Origin of the sequence: Bacillus sp. FSL L8-0167, assembly GCF_038630295.1 — a bacterium.
GTDB classification, from domain to species: domain Bacteria; phylum Bacillota; class Bacilli; order Bacillales; family Bacillaceae; genus Bacillus; species Bacillus safensis.
The window spans coordinates 209,510-230,754 of the sequence record NZ_CP152027.1 but is presented as its reverse complement, the minus strand read 5'-3'; the positions used below and the strand labels follow the sequence as shown (position 1 = coordinate 230,754).

Below are 21,245 nucleotides of genomic sequence, written 5' to 3'. Positions count from 1 at the left end.
AAACAAAAAAACCCTGATTACAAAAAAGGAAAGCGCGCTTTTGTAATCAGGATTTATCGGATCCTGGTAGAAACCCTCAAACCATATTATTGAGGTTATACAAGTCTATTTTTTTCTTCACATATATTAGCATAGCCTTACATAACTCGCAAGCTGCTACAAAAGATAGCAGTACTTAATTTTAATTGGAAATTTAAAAATGGACTTAAGAAAATACATTCTTAGCTCTTTTAATATTATTAAAAATTAAAAGGAAAGCTCACCTTCACGAGATGAGCTTTCCTTTTTTACGAACTATGTTTAATTTGTTTGCGTTTATAGAGTAAAAACACACTATAAAAAATGCTTACGACAATACAAGCTGATCCCCACTGATTTCCTTGAGTCATTAATCCTATCCCTAACAAAATCAATAAACCAATAACAATATTATTTAACATTTTCATTACGCATCCTCCTCTAATTTATCTAATTTATTTTTCTTTGAATAGAGCACAACAAAGTATAGTGTTTGACCGATAAATAAAATGAGAAATTGTAAACCTAATTTTCCAGTTACAACAAAATCATAAGCTAACCAAATAAACAATGCAGCTGTATAAAATACGAATACAAATTTTAAAGCCTTATTAGATTGATATGTCTCAAATTCATCTGCTTTTTTAAAAATATTATCGCCTCCTCATCTCTAATCAGTAATATTTTCATGTAATGTAAAGATAGCTTCCACTGGTTCATTAAAATATTTTGCTAATTTCAATGACAATTCCAAGCTTGGATAGTAGTAGTTATTTTCAACAGCTACTATAGTCTGTCTTGTTACATTCAATGCATTAGCCAAATCTTTTTGGGAAATTTTCCTTTTCTTTCTTAATAATTTAATGTTATTTTTTATCATACCCTGTCCTTCTGGATTGTTTTGTTAAATTCATTATAACAAGACAATCCAAAAAAGTAAAGATATCTTGTCATTCATAAAAGAACATTTTACTCATACATCAATGATTCAGATGGATGATGACGTGCAGCTCTACTCGCTGGAATTATCCCAAAGATTACACCAATAAAAATAGACAACATACTACTTAAGATAATTGAAGGTACACTAACCAGCACTGGGAATTCGGTAAAATAAGATACAATAACACCACCAGTTAATCCTAACAAAATCCCAATTATCCCTCCTGTGAATGAGATGACTAATGACTCAAACAGAAATTGAGTTAAAATTTGTCCTTTAGTTGCACCTAATGACATTCTTAACCCTATTTCCCGTGTTCTTTCTGTTACTGTAACCAACATCATATTCATAATACCAATGCCACCTACAATTAATGAAATACCAGCAACACTGCCTATGATCAAAGTCAAAATACTTGTCACCGCAGAAATTCCCTTTTCTACATCCTTAATATTAAAAATTTGATATTCTCCTGCCAAAAAAGTAGGCTTTGTTTCATTCAACCATTTAGCTACTTCATTAGCAGTTTCAACTAAGTCATTAGAATCTTCAGTTTTTATTGAAACTGATTGTATCTTATCTGTATTAAAAGTTAATGGCCAAGAATAAAAAGGCATTATGATTTCAGGAATACTCAAACTACCACCATCAGACTCATATACTCCTGATATTATGTATGGTGTATCTCTTATTTCTATTATTTTTCCAACAACATCATCAGAGTTATATAATTCTAATGCAGCATTTTTACTAAAATAAACACTATTTTGCATTTGATTAAAGTTTTCCTCTTTTATATTTCTACCATTAATCATCTCTAATGAATTGATCTGAATGTAATCATAATTTACTCCAATTACATTTAACCTTTTATCATTATTCTTATCATCAATAAATAATTCAACACTATTGTTTTTAATAATGACGTTTTGCAATTGAAATTTCTGTTTCATTTCTAGTAACTTATCTTCTTCAAAAATAGGAGTATCTTGATTATCATAAATGGAAGTTAAATTTTCATCCAGGTATTGAATTCCAATTGTGCCATCGCTATTTCCAATAATGTTCTCTTTGAGTAAATGCTCCCCACCTTTTCCAATAGCTACGATTAATAAAATAGAACTTATTCCTATTATTATTCCAAGCATCGTGAGGATCGTTCTTAGTTTATGTGCCATAATAGAACTATAAGCCATTCGGAAATTGTCTAAAAACAAACCTTTCACTCCTTATTTTTAGAATCAAATAAAATTTGACCATCTACTAAAGTAATTCTTCTTGTTGCATAATTAGCTACATCCTCTTCATGAGTAACTAAAATAATTGTAGTTCCCTTTCTATGAATTGACATTAAAAGATCCATAATAATCGTTGTATTAATAGAATCTAGTGATCCCGTTGGCTCATCTGCAATTAAATAATGCGGTTCAGTTACAAGAGCTCTAGCTATAGCAACCCTCTGTTTCTGTCCACCCGACAACTGAGTAGGATATTTTTTCTCCATTCCTCCTAAACCCACTCTATCTAAAGCATTTAGGGCCAATATTTTTCTCTTTCTTTTTTTTATCCTCTTATATATTAATGGCAAGATAACATTATCTAAAACACTTAATCTAGGTAATAAATTGAAATTTTGAAATATAAACCCGATTTTATCTTTCCTAACCCATGATAATTGGTTATTGTTATAGTTAGTGATATCTTCATTGTTAATATAAATATGTCCACTTGAAGGTTTATTAAGACAACCTAGAATATTTAATAATGTTGTTTTACCTGAACCTGAAGGGCCCATTATACTTAAAAATTCATTCTGCTTTATATCAAGATTAATATTATGTAATATATTTATTTCTTCTTCCGCTGACCGATAACTCTTTGATATGCTTCTAAGACTAATCATTTTACCTTTTCTCCTTCTCTTGTTTGCGAGGAGGGATTTTCTAGAACTTCATCTGTATCGTTTAGACCACCAGTGATCTCTGCCCAATGCTGATCTGTGTACTTCACTTTCACTTCCTTCTTAACCAGCTTATCTTTATTCAAAACGAATACATAACTTGTTTTACCTGTTTTGATCAGACTCTTAATCGGCACAACATTTAATTTTTCCTTAGAAGTAATAATTTCTAATATCACGTGGTAACCATTCAATAAATTCTCAGCACTGTCAATCGATACTTTCATACTATACTCAGATAGATTAGATTTTATTTCTATTGTATTTTCATTAGGGAAATCTGATATTTCAATTACTTTACCACTCCATGATTTATCCTTCATTACTTTAGAGGTGATTTTCACCCGATCCTTTTTCCTAATCGAGGGCTTTTGTAGTTCAGTAACTTGACTTTCCACAATTAAACCTTTACTCATTATATAAATAGCAATTATTTTATTTGTTTCATCTTTTTTCAATTGAATATACCCAGGAATTCCCGCATTGATTGTTGAATTATTTAAATCATTTATTTTATCATTTCTTGAACTTTCATTGCTTTTAAGATCTAAACTTAGTATCTCCTTTTGATGCTTGTTTTCATCCAATTCTTTCTTTAATTGGTCATAAACAGGATTTTTCTCATCATTTTTTTTCAATTTACTATTTAACATTTCGATGTTTTTATTTATAATCTGTAAATTTCGACTTATTTTTTGGTTTTCAATGCTCAACTTTTCCAGTTCTCTCTTAAATTCATCTTTGTTATATTCCAGAATTTTTTGACCTTCTTCTACATAATCGCCATTTTTCACCAAAATTTCATTTTTATTATTCTCAATAAAATATGAAGCTGTATTCTTTGGTTTAACAATTCCACTCAATAATTGCGTTTCATCGAAATTTTTTGTAGTTATTTTGGTAAACTTATAAGGCACTTTACCTTCTTTTCCTTGATTTTTAGACATATAAATATTAATCGCTGCTAAGAAAAATATAAACACCAAAATGATAATAATGATTACAAAAAATACAAGTTTGTTATTTTTCTTTATCTCTGTTTGAAATTTAGTATTCATTTTTCGCTCCTCTTTATCCTAGTAAATTTCCAGACAAAACAAGCTTACAAAAAAAAAAAAAAATAGTCAAAAATAACTTTTTATTACACTTTTGGGTAAAATTATGTTATATTAGACGTGTGTACGTACACCATAAAATTTAACTACTAGGAGGAAAAAGTATGAGAGCGAGTCTAATTCTTGACCATTTAAATCTTTCAAAATTTGAATCAATTATTTTAGCAGGTTTTTTCGCTACAGCTGTGTTAATTGGGATTACATTAAACCTAAATCTGATTGCTGACTTTTTTGGAATTAAAATTGCAGCAGATTGGTATCGCCAATTAACTGACTGGTTAGCTGCTGGTGGAAGTTTAACTACTTTTGCAGCCATCGTTATGGGTGTAACTCTACCTGCTTGGCTCGCTGCTGCTGCTACTGCTCTTGGAGCGTATGCTGCATAATAATAAACTACTAAAAAAGATTATTATCATTTTTAGTACATCAGTTTTAATAGGTTATATTTATGGGAAGATTTTTTTATCGCCATCCTCTATAACCATAAGAGAGATTGACTATACTTATTTTATTTCACACATCACAATAAATAATCTGATGTGTATACTATTAATGATTTTAATTTCTTTTTTGGGATCAATTTTTGTAAAAACGTTTATTATCGCAAACGGGATTTTAATTGGACTTGTAATATCGAAATTTCAATCTCTATCATATTTGTTATTATTAATCCCACACGGATTAATAGAAATCCCTGCTCTATTGTTTTTAGCATATGTACTTCTACAGACTTTAGATAGGAATAAATTTGATAAGAGAACCCTTAAAGGAATTTCAGTCTCTGTTGCTCTTATACTTCTAGGGGCTTTAGTAGAGAGTTTTATAACTCCCAATCTCGTTATCAGTAATTTCTCTTAATAAAACGAACGTAAACAACAGAATATATTATGTATATTCTGTTGTTTCTTTATAAAAGGAGAAGTATGAATAAAAAATATATACTAATCTTAATAATTATTGCTTACATATTCGCTTATATGACTTATAGTCATCAGGTAGCCTTAACAATTGGTGATATTGCTAATGTGATTAATAAATTTAACATACCTAAACTATTAATTTCATCCGTAGGATTAGCTTTTAATTTCTTCGTAATTCTTATAATGGTAAACCTTTTTTGGCTTTTCACATCTCTTGGTATTACATTTAATAAAGGAGAAAACTTGAAAGACTATGAAGTTAAGAAAGCTGATTATTTTATAGTTTTCTTTGGGGTGTATAGTTTACATTTTGCAATACTAACGCTAAGTTCTATTTTCCTTGGGGAAACAATTTCAGCAGAAATAAGCGGTTTATTAAAATACTCGAATATTACAGTTGTCTTTGTAACTTTTTTAATTGTAATGTGGTATCAATTTAAGAAAAATATACTCACAAAAATATCAACTATTTCAATAACTGCACTCACTATTATTAATGTTGCTTACACACTAATTACTCAATAAAAATAGAAACAGACACTATCCTTAAAGTGTCTGTTTCTTTAATACTAATTCAACTTTTCTGAATTTGAACAATTCAGACAAATGACAACATCTGATATCTTTTTCAATACTGCATCCATCGTTCCATAGGGTTGCTTGTATGAACTGGGCATAGTCATAATGGCTACAAATTTATCATTAGTTTTAATTACACCGTTACATTTCGAACATTTTATTTCATTGCTCCTTAAAAACATTGGAAGCTCCTTTCACAATATCATACTTTAAAACCTCAATTTAATAATTCAATCCAAAATACAATTTACCTTTATTTGTTTTTTGGCATCAACTTGCTTTCTCCCCCATTTACAGGTAAACTGATGGAAAATCAACGAACAAGGATCAACGTAGATCTGGAATAGTAGCTTGAATCGATCTTTAACAGAGAGGGAACGGTGCTGAGAAGTTCCTACTGACATCTTCAAGTGAACCTGCCGATTTAGTTCTGTTTCATACAGCGGTTCATACCGTTATCATGATTGAGTGTAAAGCTGTGCTTTAAATTAGGGTGGTACCACCAGGAATGGTCCCTAACTTAAAGTACAGCTTTTTTGTTTTAAAAAAGGAGGAACCTGCAATGTCAAAAAAACAATTTGTTGAAAAAATTACAAGCATGGAAGACGACTTTGCCCAGTGGTATACAGATGTTGTCACAAAAGCGCGGCTCGTCGATTATTCAAGCGTGAGAGGCAGTATGATCATTCAGCCGTACGGCTTTAAAATTTGGGAGAATATTCGCGACGAACTTGACCGCCAGATTAAAGAAACGGGTCATGAGAATGTCTATATGCCCCTCTTTATCCCAGAGAGCCTGCTGCAGCAGGAAAAAGATCATATCGAAGGCTTTGCTCCTGAAGTGGCGTGGGTCACACATGGCGGTGAATCCAAATTACAAGAAAGGCTCTGCGTCAGACCAACCTCTGAAGTGCTGTTCGCTGAGCATTACAAAAACATTATTCATTCCTACCGCGATTTACCAAAGCTATATAACCAATGGGCCAATGTCGTCCGCTGGGAAAAAACAACACGTCCCTTCCTCAGAACCCTTGAATTCCTATGGCAGGAGGGACACACGTGCCATGAGACTGAGCAAGAAGCGATTGAAGAAACAGAAAGAATGCTTCACACTTACGCTTCTCTTTGCGAAGATCTCCTTGCCATTCCTGTCATTAAAGGGAGAAAAACAGAGAAGGAAAAATTCGCCGGCGCTCGCTTCACCTATACGGTTGAAAGCTTGATGCATGACGGAAAAGCGCTTCAAACGGCCACTTCTCATTTCTTCGGGAACGGATTTGCCAAAGCATTTGGCATCGAATTCTTAAACCGTGAAGGAAAACTAGAGCATGTCCAGCAAACCTCTTGGGGTTTCACAACAAGAATTATCGGCGCTATGATCATGGTGCATGGCGATGACAGAGGGCTCGTCCTCCCGCCAAATATTGCACCAACCCAAGTGCGTATCGTGCCAATCGCTTCTCATAAAGAAGGGGTGCTGGATCATGCCTACGAATTGAAGGATCGCCTCGCCCGCATCGCACGTGCTGACATCGATGCAAGCGATAAACAGCCAGGCTGGAAATTCAACGAATGTGAAATGCAGGGTATTCCGCTACGTGTAGAAGTAGGACCAAAGGACATCGAAAAAGGACAAGTGATGCTCGCACGACGAGACACTGGTGAAAAGCAAGCTGTCACATTAGATGCACTTGAACAAACCATCACAGCAACGCTTGAAGACATCCAGCGGACCATGTTCGAAAAGGCGAAGGAACGATTACATGAAAAAACATCACAAGCCCTCACAATCGAAGACATCGAGCAAATTCTTGCAGAAGAAAACCGATTGATTAAAGCCATGTGGTGTGGTGACGAAGCCTGTGAAAACGACATTAAAGAAAGAACAGGTGCGACCTCACGCTGTATTCCATTCGAACAGGAAACCATTTCTGACACATGTGTCTGCTGCGGAAAGCCTGCATCTGATATGGTGTTCTGGGCGAAAGCCTATTAAGAATATGAACGATAAAGAAGCATCTCTCATGATGCTTCTTTTTTGTTAAAAAGACCCAAACACCCATTGACCTCACCTGCATGATCCCCTATAATTCATATTAATATAATCGGTTTTTAAGACTTTAACTGGAGTGGTGATATATGAAACGCTGGCCCTCATTCTTTGCCGAACGCTGCCCTAAATGTAGAACAGCATTAGAAGTCTCAAAGTCCAATGCCCTGCAAGGCAAAGTCGTGAAAACATGTCCCAACCTTCATTATCAAAAAGAGTACCACCCCGCACTAGAAACGTATATCGAGCACGATGACGTCAAATAAAAAAGACCAACACGTTTGCTCTGTTGGTCTTTCTTTTATAAAATATCCAGCCAAATTTTGACCGCTGTCGCTGTAATCATTACAGCAAGGGCCCATTGCAAATAGACGGCGTTGATTTTCTGACCGACCTTCGCACCAATCGGAGCTGCCATCAAACTTGCCGCCATCAGCACAACAGCAGGAAGAAGCATGACCTGACCCGTCAATACCTTTCCAGTCGATGCGCCTATCGCAGAAAGAAACGTAATCGCAAGTGACGATGCAATCGTCATCCGTACAGGAATTTTTAAAATAGACAGCATCACAGGCACTAAAATAAATGCGCCCCCTGCACCTAATACCCCGGAAACACTGCCAATCACAAAGGCAATAGCTGATGCCAGCCCTTTATGAAAAGTAACTTCTCCCTCTGCGTCTGCACGCTGTCCTTTTTTCGGAATCAACATGAGAATAACCGCCACAATGGCGAGTAATCCATAGACGAGGTTCATCCCTTTCTCCGGCATAAAATGTGATACATAACTGCCTAATAAGCTGCCCGCCAATATACTGCTTCCCATATATAAAATCAGCGAGCGATGTAAAAATCCGCTTTTCCGATAAGCGAGTACACCACCCAGCGTCGAAAAAAGCACTTGAATGGCGCCAATCCCTGATACCTCGTGTGCTGATAGTGCCATCACACCAAAAAGAGGCGGGATATAAAGCAGCATGGGATAGTTGATCACAGATCCGCCGATCCCCACCATTCCTGATAAGAAGGAACCAATACATCCGATGATAAAAAGTGTAATCAAAAATGCAAAATCCACGCTGGTCTCCTCCTTTGCAAAAGGAAAAGGGGATCTTCAGCAGATACCCCTACATCCTTTAGGACCCTTTTCTCACCCAGAACTTCAGCACGTGACCTTCTTCTGTCTGCGTGATCAATTCATGTCCGCTTGACTTCGCCCATGCGGCCAAGTCAGCTTTAGCCCCTTTATCTGTTGCATGTATTTCTAAAACTTGACCTTCCGCCAAGTCGTTCATTTTTTTCTTCGTTCGAATAATCGGCATTGGGCATGCGAGCCCTGTTACGTCTAAAATTTGATCTGATGTCATTTGATTGTTCCTCTTCTCTTATTTTATTGGACATTACCGAATCGCACAACGGTTTGGACCCATTTCCATTTCCCGCTGCTCTTCCATATCTGGGTTCAGCTTCCCCATATTGGCTTGACGAATCTCTTGAAAGGCATGCGGCTGTGCAGGCAGACCTTCCGTCACCATCTTTCTAAACACATGTTGATCTTCAATATGAAGCCCATGATTTTCTTTTAAAAGTGAGCCGAGCTCCTTCCAAACACTGCCGTCTTCATTCATTTCTTCTTTGGTCATGAAGTGCGCAGGCAGAACGATGTATTCCTTTGAAAACGCCATATACCGTTCATAAAGCGTCTCTCTCAAATCATCTACCCAGTCCTCCGCCATTCCAGCAAGATCAGGTCTTCCAATTGAATCAATAAACAAAATATCACCTGAAAGAAGATATTGATTGTCTACGATAAAAGATGTTGAGCCGATCGTATGTCCCGGGGAATAAATGGGTTGAATATCAATAGAAGCTGTTCCAATCGTTATCCGCTGTCCTTCTTCAAGGCGTTCATATTCAAAGGTTACCTCTTCTGCATCTTTTGGCGGCAGCCAGTAGGCAGCACCAGTTAGTTCAGCCAGCTTTTTCCCACCAGAAATATGATCTGCATGAAGGTGAGTATCCATCACATGCGTCACAGAGACATCATGCTTTTTCGCAAAATCAATATAGACCTCCGTCATTCGAGCTGCATCCACAACCGCGGCTTCTCCATTGGACATGATCATATAGGACAGACACCCTTTGCCCATCCGTACAAATTGATACAGCTCTCCGCCGCCGCTTAAATCCCCTATTTTCACTGGCTCTAGATGCTCACTCCATGCCTTCATGCCGCCCTGCAAATAATGAACAGGCACGCCAGCCTCTGACAGCATCTCCGCCACCAGGATAGAGGAACCTTCCTTGGCACAAACCACCAGCACTTCACGGTCACTAGGAATGTGCTGTAAAAGGCCCTCTACTCCGTCAAGCAGATCAAAATAAGGCACATTCATATCAACGATTGCTTCCCCTTCAATCTTCCAGTCCTGCACATCTGCTTGATTTCGTACATCTAGCAAAAAGAGCGGCTCTTTGCCCACGATCTTTTTTGTTAACTGCTCTGCAGTCATGGCTTTTACCGTCATGTTTTATTCAGCTCCTATTTTTCAATGGCTCCTGTCCAGCTATTCATGCCTGGCACCACATTGATTAATTGTTGAAATCCTCTCTCTTTTAGCTTTTGCGCAGCTAATTCACTTCTTCTGCCTGAATGACAGATGAGATAAATGTCCAATTCTCTTGTTAACTCCTCTGCACGATCTTCCACCTCACCAAGCGGGATATGAACGGCTCCTGGGATATGCCCTGCTTCGTATTCATCCAGCTCCCTTACATCCAAAATAAACAGAGATTGATCTTCTTTTACCTTCTGTTGAAAGGCATTCAAAGATATTTCCGAAATCATGGGCTCCCCCTCTTCTTCTTGCGCTCCGCCCTTACGAATCAAATGATGAAGCACCTGTCCTTCTACTCTTGTTCCTAAAAACTCATGACCGGCACTTTTTGACCAAGCCGCTAAATCCGCTGCTGATCCTTTATCGGTAGCTTGCACTTCAAGCACATCTCCTGGCAAAAGCTCATTCATTTGTTTTTTTGTTTTCACAATCGGCATCGGGCATGCCAATCCTTTTGCATCTAAAATGACTGTTGGTTGCTGCATGTGATGTCCTCCTTTATAGGGGTGGGGGTATATTTTTATGCGTGCTTAATGCCAAGCATTCATACCACCCTTGATGTTTGTAATATGAGTAAATCCTTGCTTCTTCAATATTTTCGCTGCCTGCATACTTCTCATTCCACTTTGACATATGACATAGATCTCTTCATTTTTCTCAAGCTGAGAAGCTCGTTCTTTTAACTGAGGTAAAGGAATGTTTCGAAATCCTTTTATATGGTTTGTTTGAAATTCTACTGGAGATCGTACGTCAATGAGCTGTTGACCTTTGCTTTTCAGCTTTTTTTTCATATCGGCTGCATCTATTTGGTTCACACCTCGTGCCGGCAGGAAACGGCTCATAAGTAAGCCAATCACCAGGATGAACAAAATCGTTTGAATCATTTCATCACCTCACTAAATAAATAAATTCACATTCCCAATTTCAGCCTCTGCTAAATACGCCGCCACACCAGCATATTGAATGTCATCTAATAATTCTTTCTCCTGCAGCCCTAAAAGGTCCATCGTCATTGTACATGCTACGAGATTGATCTCCTGTTCCTTCGCCATATCAATGAGCTGCGGCAAGGTCATGGCATTGTGCTTTTTGATGACGTGCTTAATCATCTTTGGGCCCATTCCAGCAAAATTCATCTTTGAAATGCCCATTCGATCAGCCCCGCGCGGCATCATCTTGCCAAACATTTTTTCTAAAAAACCCTTTTTCATTGGCACCATCTCATCCTTGCGCAAGGCATTCAGCCCCCAAAAGGTATGAAAAATCGTCACTTCATGATCATAGGCTGCTGCACCATTTGCAATAATGTAAGCCGCCATCGCTTTATCATAATCTCCACTAAATAGCACAATCGTCGTGCGTTTTTTCTGTTCTTCCATTCTGCTCCTCCTTCATTATTACCCATGGGGGTATATAGAAAACAAAAAATATATACACATACCGGTAAGGGTATATTATAACAAGTAAAAAAATCCGTCAACCTTCAAAGGCTGAAGAATTTCTTACCGGCTCTTCACCAATAGCTCAACTGCCTCTTTCACAAGACCTTCCGTATCCTTGCCTTGTTCAAGACTTTCACGAACACATTGCTCAAGATTTGTACTCACAATCACACCCATTGCCCGATCAATGGCATTGCGTGATGCAGACAGCTGCGTCACCACCTCGCGGCAATCCTTTCCCTGCTCCATCATCGCAAGAACCCCTTTAATCTGCCCCTCAATCCGGCGAAGACGGTTCTTCATCTGCTGATTATATTCCATGCACAAGTACCCCTTTCTATTCTTTCTATGAACAGATAGTATACCCTAAGAGGTATTTAGTCAAACGACTTGCCCTACTCTTTTGTAGAAAATGTATGTGAAAAGAATTGCACATTCCACCTTTTATTGATAAAAAGAAAATAATCAACGAACGAGAAATCATTGAAGAAAAGAGGGCAGCCCATGACTTTACATCATTATATTGGAGCAAACAAAGAACTGCCGCTTGGTACCATTGGTCAAAATCCTACCTATAAACCATTCTCTGAACTCAATATCAACATGTTTGATAAAAAACAAAAAAAGCTAAAAACCTATCAAAAAGAAGAGCTTTTGATAGAAGTATTTGAAACAGAAGAGGATTTCGAAGGCATTCACATTGATGATCTAGATCCCGTCTATGAAGCGGTAAGAAACAAATTCACGCATCCTTTTGTTTATGAATTAGACATCATTCATTCTCTTCGTGCACTTTTTAAATTCATTGAAAAAGAGCTGTCAAAAGGAGAAAGCATCGAAATCTATTCTTGTCTAGATGAACTGGAAACGAAAGAAAAGGATGATCAATTGGATGTAGAAATTGACCTAAGCAAAAAACGATTTGGAAAACATATCAATTTTAAAGAGATCGATGAACTGATTGATATGTTTGAATTAGAAAACTTACAATATGTGTTGGTGAAGAAATAGACCTCCTGAGGTAAAATTATAGAGAAAAGGAGACACTATAATGAACTTGACATGTGAATCTAAAAATTTTGATGATTATTTATGTGAATTAACTGAAGTTGATTATTCTCATCCTATAATTCGAGCAAAATCAAATGAACTTTTCAATCCTTTGCAGACAGAAATAGAAAAAGCAAAAGTAGCCTATGAGTTTGTTCGAGATGAAATTCCCCATACATGGGATATTCAATCCAAACGAGTGACTTGTCATGCATCAGAGGTATTAACATTTAGAGAGGGAATTTGCTACGCAAAGTCCAACCTATTAGCTGCTCTATTGCGCTCACAAGAAATACCTACAGGTTTTTGTTACCAGCGGTTAATGTTGTTCGATACGCCAGATAAGGGATATTGTATTCACGCATTAAATGCTGTATTTTTTCATTCACTTAATAAATGGATTCGATTAGATGCACGCGGCAACAAAACAGGAATTGATGCTCAATTTTCACTTGATCATGAAAGGTTAGCTTTTCATACCCAACAAGAATTAGATGAAGTCGACTATCCTTTGATATATGTTAAACCACATCCAAAGACAATGAGCGTTTTAAAAGAACATACAGATGCTATTGAGATGTATAAACATCATTTACCAGAAATGATATAGGCTTGGGGGCAAAAAGACTTTCGACAATGCCAAACGTGAAAATAAACCGGTGCATGTCAGCATCGGTTATGCCCCTTGTCACTGATTTGCATAGGATCTATTTTATATTAAATACACTCAATAACTTCATCCAAACGATATCTACCCTTCAATCAAACGTTTTAACTTAAGCTCCGTTTCAGTATCCTCAACTGGAGTATAGACGCTGCATCTTAAATCAGTATCCCCATACACTTGTAATGAAGTGAGATTAAACAACATTTTACCTGCCTTAGCATGACGAAATTCAATTAATACTTCAGGCGCATAGCTGATCTCATTTTCATTCCAAATTTTACGAAACTCAGGATATGCCTGCTCCATTTCTTCTATAAATTGCTCATACCAGTCATCAGCCACATACTGTCCATAATACGTTCTAAATATGGCGATATATCCTCTAACAAAATGCTCCCAATTCACGGCTAAACTTTTGAATTCCTTTCTTGCGAATAGTAAGCGTATGATATTTCTTTCTGCCGGGATGATTTGTTCAAAGTCCAAAAATACGTTAGCTGCTGCTTGATTCCACCCAACAATCTGACTTCTTCTATCAGATATAATCGTCGGGCAATAACGAAGTTCCTGCAAAATTTTCACTAAAGCCGGACTGATTTCCTTCTCATTCTCAATGATAAAGGATTGTTTCACTCCTTCCTCTAACGCTAAAGCGTACAAATATCTCCTTTCATCATTATTTAATTGTAATGCTCGAGAAATAGCATCTAATACCGAAGTGGATACTTTTATATCTCTGCCTTGTTCTAACCATGTATACCAAGTAAGACTCACACCGGCTAGTTGAGCCACTTCTTCTCTTCTTAGTCCTGGTGTTCTTCTGCGGGTTCCTACAGGTAAACCAACCATTTGAGGCGTGATTTTCGAACGTTGGTTTTTTAGAAATTCTGATAATGCTTGAAGTCTTGTTTCAGGTTTCATGAAGATCTCCCTTTAAAATATTATTAATTATACTAGGATAAACAACAACTTGTAATAGGATAACACAATGGCTAAAGTTAATAAAAACAAGGAGGGAATGATCATGAAAAGAGTTGTCATTACTGGAATGGGAGTTATTTCTCCACTAGGAAATGATGTAAATAGCTTTTGGAATCAACTAATCAAAGGACAATCGGGAATATCTCTCATTGATTCTTTTGATACAACTGATTATAAAACAAAAATAGCTGGAATCGTTCGTGATTTCGATGCAGATGAAATATTGGGAAGAAAAGAAGCAAAACGTTTAGATCGTTTTAGCCAGTTTGCCTTAGCAGCAGCCGAACAAGCATTAAAAAATTCGCAATTACAGTTAGATCAAGTTGATCTTGAACGTTTAGGCGTATATGTTGGTTCAGGAATCGGGGGAATCCAATCGCTTGTTGATCATGTCAATGTATTAGATAAACGTGGTCCCTCAAGAGTAAGCCCCAGCCTTGTCCCCATGATGATTTCAAACGCAGCTGCGGCCCAAATCAGCATTAAATTAGGGGCACAAGGGCCATCATTGTCACCAGTCACAGCTTGTTCTATTGGGAACACCTCTATTGGCGAAGCTTTCAATGCGATCCGAAATGATGATGCAGATATTATATTTGCCGGAGGAGCAGAAGCTGCCGTCTCACAGATATCTTTGGCTAGTTTTGGAAACGCACATGCACTATCTACTAGAAACCAAGACCCAAGTCGGGCCAGCCGTCCATTCGATACAGATAGAGATGGCTTTGTGATGAGTGAAGGCGCAGGTATCTTAGTATTAGAATCATTAGAAAACGCGATTCTTAGAGATGCGCCGATATTATGTGAAGTAGTGGGGTACGGAGCTAGTTCAGACGCTCATCATATGGTAGCATCCCACCCAGAAGGTAAAGGTGCCTACTTAGCCATGAAAAAGGCGTTGAGAAGTGCAAACATATCAACAGATGATATTGATGTTATTAGTGCACATGCAACAAGTACACAAGTAGGTGATCGTTCAGAAGTTCTAGCTATTAAGAAATTATTTGGTGAACGTTCAGTTGAAATTCCAACAACGGCAAACAAATCAATGACAGGGCATATGTTTGGTGCTGCCGGCGGAGTAGAAGCCATTGCTTTAGTGGAAAGTTTGAGACGAGGAATGATTCCGCCAACTATTAATGTAGAGAATCAAGATCCAGACTGCAACTTAGATGTTGTATTAGAAGCGAGACAGCTTCCTTTGAAATACGGGCTATCCAATTCTTTTGGTTTTGGAGGACATAATTCAGCCATCTTGTTAAAGCATTACGATTGATGTAGCTATCAAGGGTTTATAGCCCTTGATTTTTTTCATTTTGGGAATACCTCACAGACAAATTATGAAGGGCCTCAATCTGATATATTAACCCCACAGCTTTATAATATTATACTATATTTACATTAATTGTAATATATTAGATCAAAAAGCCATTTACAATTCTTAATGTAAAAAGGTACATTTGGGCTACGCGCAAGCAATTTGATTGCATTTCTTTGCTGCAATAGCAATACTTACATGTCTTGACATGATAGATGTTGAAATGCAAAAAAAAGAAAAGAGGATAACAAAAGTTATTCTCCGCTTTGATATTTATGTTCATGCTTTTCTAATCACTCAGCTTCATTGTTTGTTGTAGCGCTTGCGTTTTCAACACTATGTGCTTCACCATGACCTGGCCCGAAAAGATTTAATATTACAACTCCTACAAGTATCAAAACAATCCCAGTAACACTGGCAACGTTAATTTTTTCTTTCCAAATCAAAATCGAGATTATTGTAGTAAGAATAATACCTATACCAGACCAAAGTGCATAGGCGGTATTCAAAGGTATGGTCTTCATTGCAAGTGATAAGAAGAGCAGGGAGCCTATAAAAGAAATAATTGTACCAATAGTAGGGTAAAGTTTTGAGAAGCCTTCTGCAGCCTTGAGCATAGAAGAACCAATAAGTTCACCAATAATTGCGAGCAATAAATATAAATATGCCATTATTACTCTCTCCTCCTGTATAAATAATCAACGACTTAAAAAACTGTATTAAACCTTTATAGGTTTACTTCACTAAATCTTTATTAAGTACAACTTTACAAGAAACCAAAAATGTTTTTAAGTCTTTATTTTTCAAAAAAATTGTGCGCAAAATGACTGGTGATCCTTAGTCCAGTAGATAAAATCTAATCTAGATAATCTAATAAGATATAAACTAAACTGCACTATGGTACAGTAAACATAAAAACAAATAATGAAAAGTGAAAGAAGGTGATCCAATGCCCACTAACAATAAGCCCAATAGATTAATCGCTGAGAAGTCTCCTTATTTACTTCAACACGCTCACAACCCAGTTCACTGGTACCCGTGGGGGCAAGAAGCATTCGATAAAGCCAAACGTGAAGATAAACCAGTGCTTGTCAGCATCGGTTACGCCACTTGCCACTGGTGCCACGTCATGGCACACGAAAGCTTCGAAGATCAACAAGTCGCTGACATCTTAAATGAGCATTTCATTTCAATCAAAGTCGATCGTGAGGAGCGTCCAGATATCGACTCGATGTATATGTCGGTTTGTCAGATGATGACGGGGCAAGGCGGCTGGCCGTTGAACGTGTTTGTCACGCCGGATCAAAAGCCTTTTTATGCTGGGACATATTTCCCGAAAAGAAGTGCTTACGGGCGGCCTGGCTTCATCGAGGCACTGACACAATTGCTGGATGCGTACCATAATGACCGAGATCATATTGAATCATTGGCTGAGAAAGCGACAAATAACCTGCGGATTAAAGCAGCAGGGCAGACAGAAAACACGCTGTCACAAGAGGCAATTCACAAAGCCTATTACCAGCTCATGAGCAGCTTTGATACACTGTATGGCGGATTCGGCTCCGCACCGAAATTTCCTGCACCTCATATGCTCTCATTTCTGATGCGCTATTACGAATGGTCAGGACAGGAGAATGCGCTGTATGCAGTCACGAAAACGTTAGATGGGATGGCAAATGGCGGTATATATGACCATATTGGTTCGGGTTTTTCTCGTTATTCAACAGACGAGAAATGGCTTGTGCCGCATTTTGAAAAAATGCTGTATGATAATGCCTTGCTGATGGAAGCTTACACAGAAGCGTATCAGCTCACCTCAAAACCTGAGTATGAAAAACTTGTCCAACGCCTGATCCAATTCATTAAACAAGATATGATGAATTCTAGCGGCTCCTTTTATTCAGCGATAGATGCAGATTCTGAAGGGAAAGAAGGACAATATTACGTCTGGGCAAAAGATGAGATCATCACCCATTTAGGGGAGGAGCTTGGCGCTTTATTTTGCGACGTCTATCACATCACAGAAGAGGGGAACTTTGAAGGGGAGAACATCCCTCATACCATTTCTACCTCTTTTGAGGACATCAAAGCCTCTTTTTCGATCGACGATAAAACCCTTCAATCCAAGCTGCAAGAAGCCCGGAATATTTTACAATCAGTCAGACTGCAGCGACCCGCGCCGCTTGTCGATGACAAGGTGCTTACATCTTGGAATGCGCTGATGATCGCAGCTCTCGCCAAAGCAGGAAGGGTCTTTGATGCAGAGGAAGCGATCCATATGGCGAAGCAGGCGATGTCTTTTCTAGAAACACATCTTGTTCAACATGAGCGGCTCATGGTCCGCTACAGAGAAGGTGACGTGAAGCATCTCGGCTTTATCGAGGATTATGCGCATATGCTAAAAGCGTATATGTCTTTATACGAAGCGACCTTTGAGTTAGCGTGGCTGGAAAAGGCGGCAGCCATTGCCGAGAACATGTTTGAGCTGTTTTGGGATAAGGAAAAAGGGGGCTTTTTCTTCTCGGGATCAGATGCGGAAGCGCTCCTCGTTCGAGAAAAAGAAGTGTACGACGGCGCCATGTCTTCTGGTAACAGCACCGCACTCCATCAGCTTTTGAAACTCAGCACAATGACAGGACGTCAAGACTGGCTGAAAACCTTAGAAGAGATGTTCAAAGCCTTTTATGTGGATGTCTCTGCCTACCCAAGCGGACACACAGCATTTCTGCAAGGGCTCCTAAGTCAATATGCGGCGAAAAGAGAAATCATCATTCTCGGAAAAAACGGCGACCCTCAAAAAGAACGGCTTTTACAGGCGCTTCAAAAACGCTTCGTTCCATTTGATATCATATTGACTGCCGAAACAGGGAAAGAATTAGCGAAGCTCGCGCCCTTTACAAAAGATTACAAAACAATCGATGGCAAAACCACCGTGTATATTTGTGAAAACTACAGCTGCCGCCAGCCGATCACCAATATCGACGAGGCGATGAAACAGTTATGCCACGATTGAGTTTGTCATGAGATGACTATGAGAAGACAAAATGAGGACAAACAGATAAAAAACATGTCAATCCGCTAACAAATTGTCTGTACGGTTTTATTTTTCCTAAAAAACGGTTAGAATGCGCACTAGACGTTCTCATACCGAAGGGAGAGAAAATGATGAAAAAGGTATCATACACACTCATCGCTTGTTTGTTATCTGTTGGACTTGCAGCCTGCTCGTCAAACGATGCCAAACAAGATAAGCAAAAAGACGCAGCCAAAAACAAGGAAACAACACAGGCTGATCAAAAAGAGCAGCAAAAGCAAATGGAAGAAATGCAAAAGAAATTAGACGCACAAAAAATCGATGATCAAAAGGTCGTTGCGACCGTCAACAAAGACAAAATCACAGGCAGTGAATACAATAGCGCCTTATCTACCATTCAAGGCCAGCTTCAGCAGTCCGGGCAAGACCCAACTTCTAAAGAAGGCGAGAAAGCAGTCAAGAAACAAACCATTGATGCGCTCGTAGGACAAGAGCTCATCCTGCAAGATGCTGAGAAGAAGGGCTTCAAAGCCTCTGACAAAGAGGTAGATAAGCAGCTAAAGGAAGAAAAGAAACAGTTCAAAGACAACGCTCAATTTGAAGAAGCACTTAAAAAGAGCGGACTCACATTGGATCAGCTGAAGAGTGACATTGCCGACAGCATCAAATACAGCCAATATGTCGATAAAGAAATCAAATCAGCCTCCGTCTCTGAGAAAGACGTCAAAGCGTACTATGATCAATACGCAGACCAAATGAAAAAACAAAAGCAAAAAGCACCAGAATACAAAGAGGTTAAATCACAAATTAAAAAACAGCTAGAATCTCAAGAAAAGCAAAAAGAAATCCAAAAAGAAATTGAAAAACTAAAGAAATCTGCGAAAATTAATGTTTCTCTATAACCGCTAAGAAAAAATCCGCCATTGTGCGGATTTTTTTGTTACTTCATGAACTATTTTTCCAAATTTATGACAAAAGCCTCATCATAAACGTCTCTTCCATCCGATATGATGGGAGTACAAAAGAAAGCGCTAACAATTCTTTTGTCTCTGAAAAGGTACAGGATCAAAAGCAATTCTCGTACTTTTGCTTCAGTCAATCGGACATCTACAAAAGGAGGATCATTATGTTCAAATGGTTTAAACCTGCTCCGCATATCGACAGGCTTGATGATGCCAAAACAGACGAGACGTATAAGCGGCTGCGGCTGCAAGTCTTTCTAGGCATCTTTATCGGGTATGCGGGCTACTATTTGCTGCGCAAAAATTTCGCTTTTGCCATTCCATATCTACAGGAAGAGGGGTTCACAAAAAGTGAATTAGGCTTTGTACTCGCAGCCGTATCCATTGCTTATGGCTTTAGTAAATTCATCATGGGGATGATCTCAGACCGCTGTAACCCCAGATACTTTTTAGCCGCCGGACTCTTTTTATCAGCTCTTATCAATATCCTATTTGTCTCATTTCCATGGGTCACATCCAGTGTATGGATCATGTTTTTATTCATGTTCTTAAACGGCTGGTTTCAAGGCATGGGGTGGCCGCCATGCGGACGTACGATGGCGCACTGGTTTTCGGTTAGTGAACGTGGTACGAAAATGTCCATTTGGAACGTCGCTCACAATATCGGCGGAGGGATTCTTGCACCGCTTATCACATTAGGGATTGTACTGTTTGCGACGTGGAAAAGCATCTTTTTCTTCCCTGCCATCATTGCCATTATCGTCTCCTTCGTGATCATTCTTCTTGTACGGGATACCCCGCAATCCACTGGTCTTCCGCCAATCGAGGAATATCGAAATGACTATCCGGCACAAAACTATGAGGATCAAGAAAAAGAATTAACAGTGAAAGAAATTTTATTTAAATATGTACTCAACAATAAATTCCTATGGTATATCGCCATTGCCAACGTGTTTGTATACTTCGTCCGTTACGGTGTTGTTGACTGGGCGCCGACCTACTTAACAGAAGCAAAGGGCTTTTCACCAGAGCATTCACGCTGGTCTTATTTTCTTTATGAATATGCAGGCATTCCCGGTACATTATTGTGCGGCTGGATTAGTGACCGCTTCTTCAGAAGCCGCCGCGCACCAGCTGGCGTCATCTTTATGGCCGGGGTGTTAATTGCCGTTCTCGTTTACTGGCTAAACCCTGCAGGCAATCCAATGGTCGATAACATTGCCCTTATCAGCATCGGCTTTTTGATTTACGGACCTGTCATGCTCATTGGACTTCAAGCCATTGATCTCGCTCCGAAAAAAGCGGCTGGCACTGCAGCCGGACTGACAGGCTTCTTCGGCTACATTGGCGGCTCTGCCTTTGCCAATGCCATGATGGGTGTCGTCGTGGATCACTATGACTGGACAGGAGGCTTCATTTTACTGGTTGGTTCTTGTGTGCTTGCGATTGTTTTCCTCGCCATGACATGGAATACAGGAAAGCGCGTAGAGCAAGCTTAATGAAAATCACATAAAAGATTCATATCCGCCCAACATGCTCTTTACATCTATTTCTTATGATGGAGGCAGTTACCGTAAAAGGAGGATAA

General features: G+C 38.5%; 24 protein-coding genes and 1 riboswitch. Of the genes, 10 read left to right on the top strand and 14 right to left on the bottom strand.

From position 1 onward, the window contains the following. Positions 1–23: 23 nt before the first annotated feature. Positions 24–123: riboswitch (purine riboswitch) on the bottom strand. A 164-nt stretch (positions 124–287) separates the two neighbouring features. From MHB66_RS01310 to MHB66_RS01290, 5 genes are all read right to left on the bottom strand, one after another. Then, on the bottom strand, positions 288–446 hold the full coding sequence (locus tag MHB66_RS01310) for a hypothetical protein (RefSeq protein ID WP_155267120.1): 159 nt from the start codon (positions 444–446) through the stop codon (positions 288–290). 242 nt (positions 447–688) lie between these two features. Continuing rightward, positions 689–898, bottom strand: a complete 210-nt coding sequence (locus tag MHB66_RS01305) for a helix-turn-helix transcriptional regulator (protein ID WP_034283098.1) — start codon at positions 896–898, stop codon at positions 689–691. Positions 899–987: 89 nt separating this feature from the next. Next, entirely contained in the window at positions 988–2,178 is a 1,191-nt protein-coding gene (locus MHB66_RS01300; protein WP_051627362.1) for an ABC transporter permease, read from the bottom strand. 5 nt (positions 2,179–2,183) lie between these two features. Then, a complete protein-coding gene (locus MHB66_RS01295) occupies positions 2,184–2,864 on the bottom strand; it encodes an ABC transporter ATP-binding protein (protein WP_034283095.1) in 681 nt (226 codons plus the stop codon). After that, positions 2,861–3,979: an efflux RND transporter periplasmic adaptor subunit gene (locus tag MHB66_RS01290; RefSeq protein WP_046313660.1), complete on the bottom strand. Its 1,119-nt coding sequence runs from the start codon at positions 3,977–3,979 to the stop codon at positions 2,861–2,863. The genes MHB66_RS01295 and MHB66_RS01290 overlap by 4 nt, the downstream gene beginning before the upstream one ends. A gap of 161 nt (positions 3,980–4,140) precedes the next feature. On the opposite strand from MHB66_RS01290, the gene MHB66_RS01285 reads away from it, so the two are divergent. The 4 genes from MHB66_RS01285 to MHB66_RS01270 all read left to right on the top strand — a co-directional run bounded on the left by MHB66_RS01285 (position 4,141) and on the right by MHB66_RS01270 (position 7,851). Further along, positions 4,141–4,422 (top strand): class IIc cyclic bacteriocin, encoded by a 282-nt coding sequence (locus MHB66_RS01285; protein ID WP_034283090.1) that lies wholly within the window; start codon positions 4,141–4,143, stop codon positions 4,420–4,422. Positions 4,423–4,959: 537 nt separating this feature from the next. Further along, a complete protein-coding gene (locus tag MHB66_RS01280; protein ID WP_046313658.1) occupies positions 4,960–5,481 on the top strand; it encodes a hypothetical protein in 522 nt (173 codons plus the stop codon). A 616-nt stretch (positions 5,482–6,097) separates the two neighbouring features. Next, complete coding sequence (gene proS / locus MHB66_RS01275) at positions 6,098–7,531, top strand: proline--tRNA ligase (protein ID WP_046313653.1); 1,434 nt, start codon at positions 6,098–6,100, stop codon at positions 7,529–7,531. 143 nt (positions 7,532–7,674) lie between these two features. Then, positions 7,675–7,851: a hypothetical protein gene (locus MHB66_RS01270; protein ID WP_164512187.1), complete on the top strand. Its 177-nt coding sequence runs from the start codon at positions 7,675–7,677 to the stop codon at positions 7,849–7,851. 35 nt (positions 7,852–7,886) lie between these two features. Here MHB66_RS01270 and MHB66_RS01265 read toward each other — a convergent pair whose 3' ends face one another. The 7 genes from MHB66_RS01265 to MHB66_RS01235 all read right to left on the bottom strand — a co-directional run bounded on the left by MHB66_RS01265 (position 7,887) and on the right by MHB66_RS01235 (position 11,966). Beyond that, positions 7,887–8,663, bottom strand: coding sequence for a sulfite exporter TauE/SafE family protein (locus tag MHB66_RS01265; protein ID WP_046313651.1), 777 nt, complete (start codon positions 8,661–8,663; stop codon positions 7,887–7,889). Between the two features lie 58 nt (positions 8,664–8,721). Then, positions 8,722–8,952: a sulfurtransferase TusA family protein gene (locus tag MHB66_RS01260; protein ID WP_034283076.1), complete on the bottom strand. Its 231-nt coding sequence runs from the start codon at positions 8,950–8,952 to the stop codon at positions 8,722–8,724. Positions 8,953–8,985: 33 nt separating this feature from the next. Further along, positions 8,986–10,113 (bottom strand): MBL fold metallo-hydrolase, encoded by a 1,128-nt coding sequence (locus MHB66_RS01255; RefSeq protein WP_046313647.1) that lies wholly within the window; start codon positions 10,111–10,113, stop codon positions 8,986–8,988. A 14-nt stretch (positions 10,114–10,127) separates the two neighbouring features. Beyond that, positions 10,128–10,688 (bottom strand): sulfurtransferase TusA family protein, encoded by a 561-nt coding sequence (locus tag MHB66_RS01250; protein WP_046313645.1) that lies wholly within the window; start codon positions 10,686–10,688, stop codon positions 10,128–10,130. A gap of 45 nt (positions 10,689–10,733) precedes the next feature. Then, a complete protein-coding gene (locus MHB66_RS01245) occupies positions 10,734–11,087 on the bottom strand; it encodes a rhodanese-like domain-containing protein (protein WP_046313643.1) in 354 nt (117 codons plus the stop codon). Between the two features lie 12 nt (positions 11,088–11,099). Beyond that, positions 11,100–11,582, bottom strand: a complete 483-nt coding sequence (locus tag MHB66_RS01240; RefSeq protein WP_041088802.1) for a DsrE/DsrF/DrsH-like family protein — start codon at positions 11,580–11,582, stop codon at positions 11,100–11,102. Between the two features lie 123 nt (positions 11,583–11,705). After that, a complete protein-coding gene (locus tag MHB66_RS01235; RefSeq protein ID WP_003217059.1) occupies positions 11,706–11,966 on the bottom strand; it encodes a metal-sensitive transcriptional regulator in 261 nt (86 codons plus the stop codon). Between the two features lie 183 nt (positions 11,967–12,149). Between MHB66_RS01235 and MHB66_RS01230 the strand changes: the two genes are divergently transcribed. Both MHB66_RS01230 and MHB66_RS01225 read left to right on the top strand, forming a co-directional pair. Beyond that, complete coding sequence (locus MHB66_RS01230; protein ID WP_046313639.1) at positions 12,150–12,656, top strand: hypothetical protein; 507 nt, start codon at positions 12,150–12,152, stop codon at positions 12,654–12,656. Between the two features lie 40 nt (positions 12,657–12,696). Next, a complete protein-coding gene (locus MHB66_RS01225; RefSeq protein WP_046313638.1) occupies positions 12,697–13,305 on the top strand; it encodes a transglutaminase family protein in 609 nt (202 codons plus the stop codon). Between the two features lie 141 nt (positions 13,306–13,446). Here the strand turns inward: MHB66_RS01225 and MHB66_RS01220 are convergent, their stop codons facing one another. After that, complete coding sequence (locus tag MHB66_RS01220) at positions 13,447–14,283, bottom strand: helix-turn-helix transcriptional regulator (protein WP_046313636.1); 837 nt, start codon at positions 14,281–14,283, stop codon at positions 13,447–13,449. Positions 14,284–14,386: 103 nt separating this feature from the next. On the opposite strand from MHB66_RS01220, the gene fabF reads away from it, so the two are divergent. Then, positions 14,387–15,619: a beta-ketoacyl-ACP synthase II gene (fabF, locus tag MHB66_RS01215; RefSeq protein ID WP_046313634.1), complete on the top strand. Its 1,233-nt coding sequence runs from the start codon at positions 14,387–14,389 to the stop codon at positions 15,617–15,619. A 335-nt stretch (positions 15,620–15,954) separates the two neighbouring features. On the opposite strand, the gene MHB66_RS01210 is transcribed toward fabF, so the two are convergent. Further along, positions 15,955–16,332 (bottom strand): multidrug efflux SMR transporter, encoded by a 378-nt coding sequence (locus MHB66_RS01210; RefSeq protein WP_034284218.1) that lies wholly within the window; start codon positions 16,330–16,332, stop codon positions 15,955–15,957. Between the two features lie 278 nt (positions 16,333–16,610). Between MHB66_RS01210 and MHB66_RS01205 the strand changes: the two genes are divergently transcribed. From MHB66_RS01205 to glpT, 3 genes are all read left to right on the top strand, one after another. Continuing rightward, complete coding sequence (locus tag MHB66_RS01205) at positions 16,611–18,674, top strand: thioredoxin domain-containing protein (protein WP_080943494.1); 2,064 nt, start codon at positions 16,611–16,613, stop codon at positions 18,672–18,674. Positions 18,675–18,826: 152 nt separating this feature from the next. Further along, positions 18,827–19,597 carry a SurA N-terminal domain-containing protein gene (locus MHB66_RS01200; RefSeq protein ID WP_034284220.1) on the top strand — a complete coding sequence of 257 codons (771 nt, stop codon included), beginning with the start codon at positions 18,827–18,829 and terminating at the stop codon, positions 19,595–19,597. Positions 19,598–19,821: 224 nt separating this feature from the next. Then, positions 19,822–21,156 (top strand): glycerol-3-phosphate transporter, encoded by a 1,335-nt coding sequence (gene glpT, locus MHB66_RS01195; protein ID WP_024424430.1) that lies wholly within the window; start codon positions 19,822–19,824, stop codon positions 21,154–21,156. Positions 21,157–21,245 lie beyond the last annotated feature (89 nt).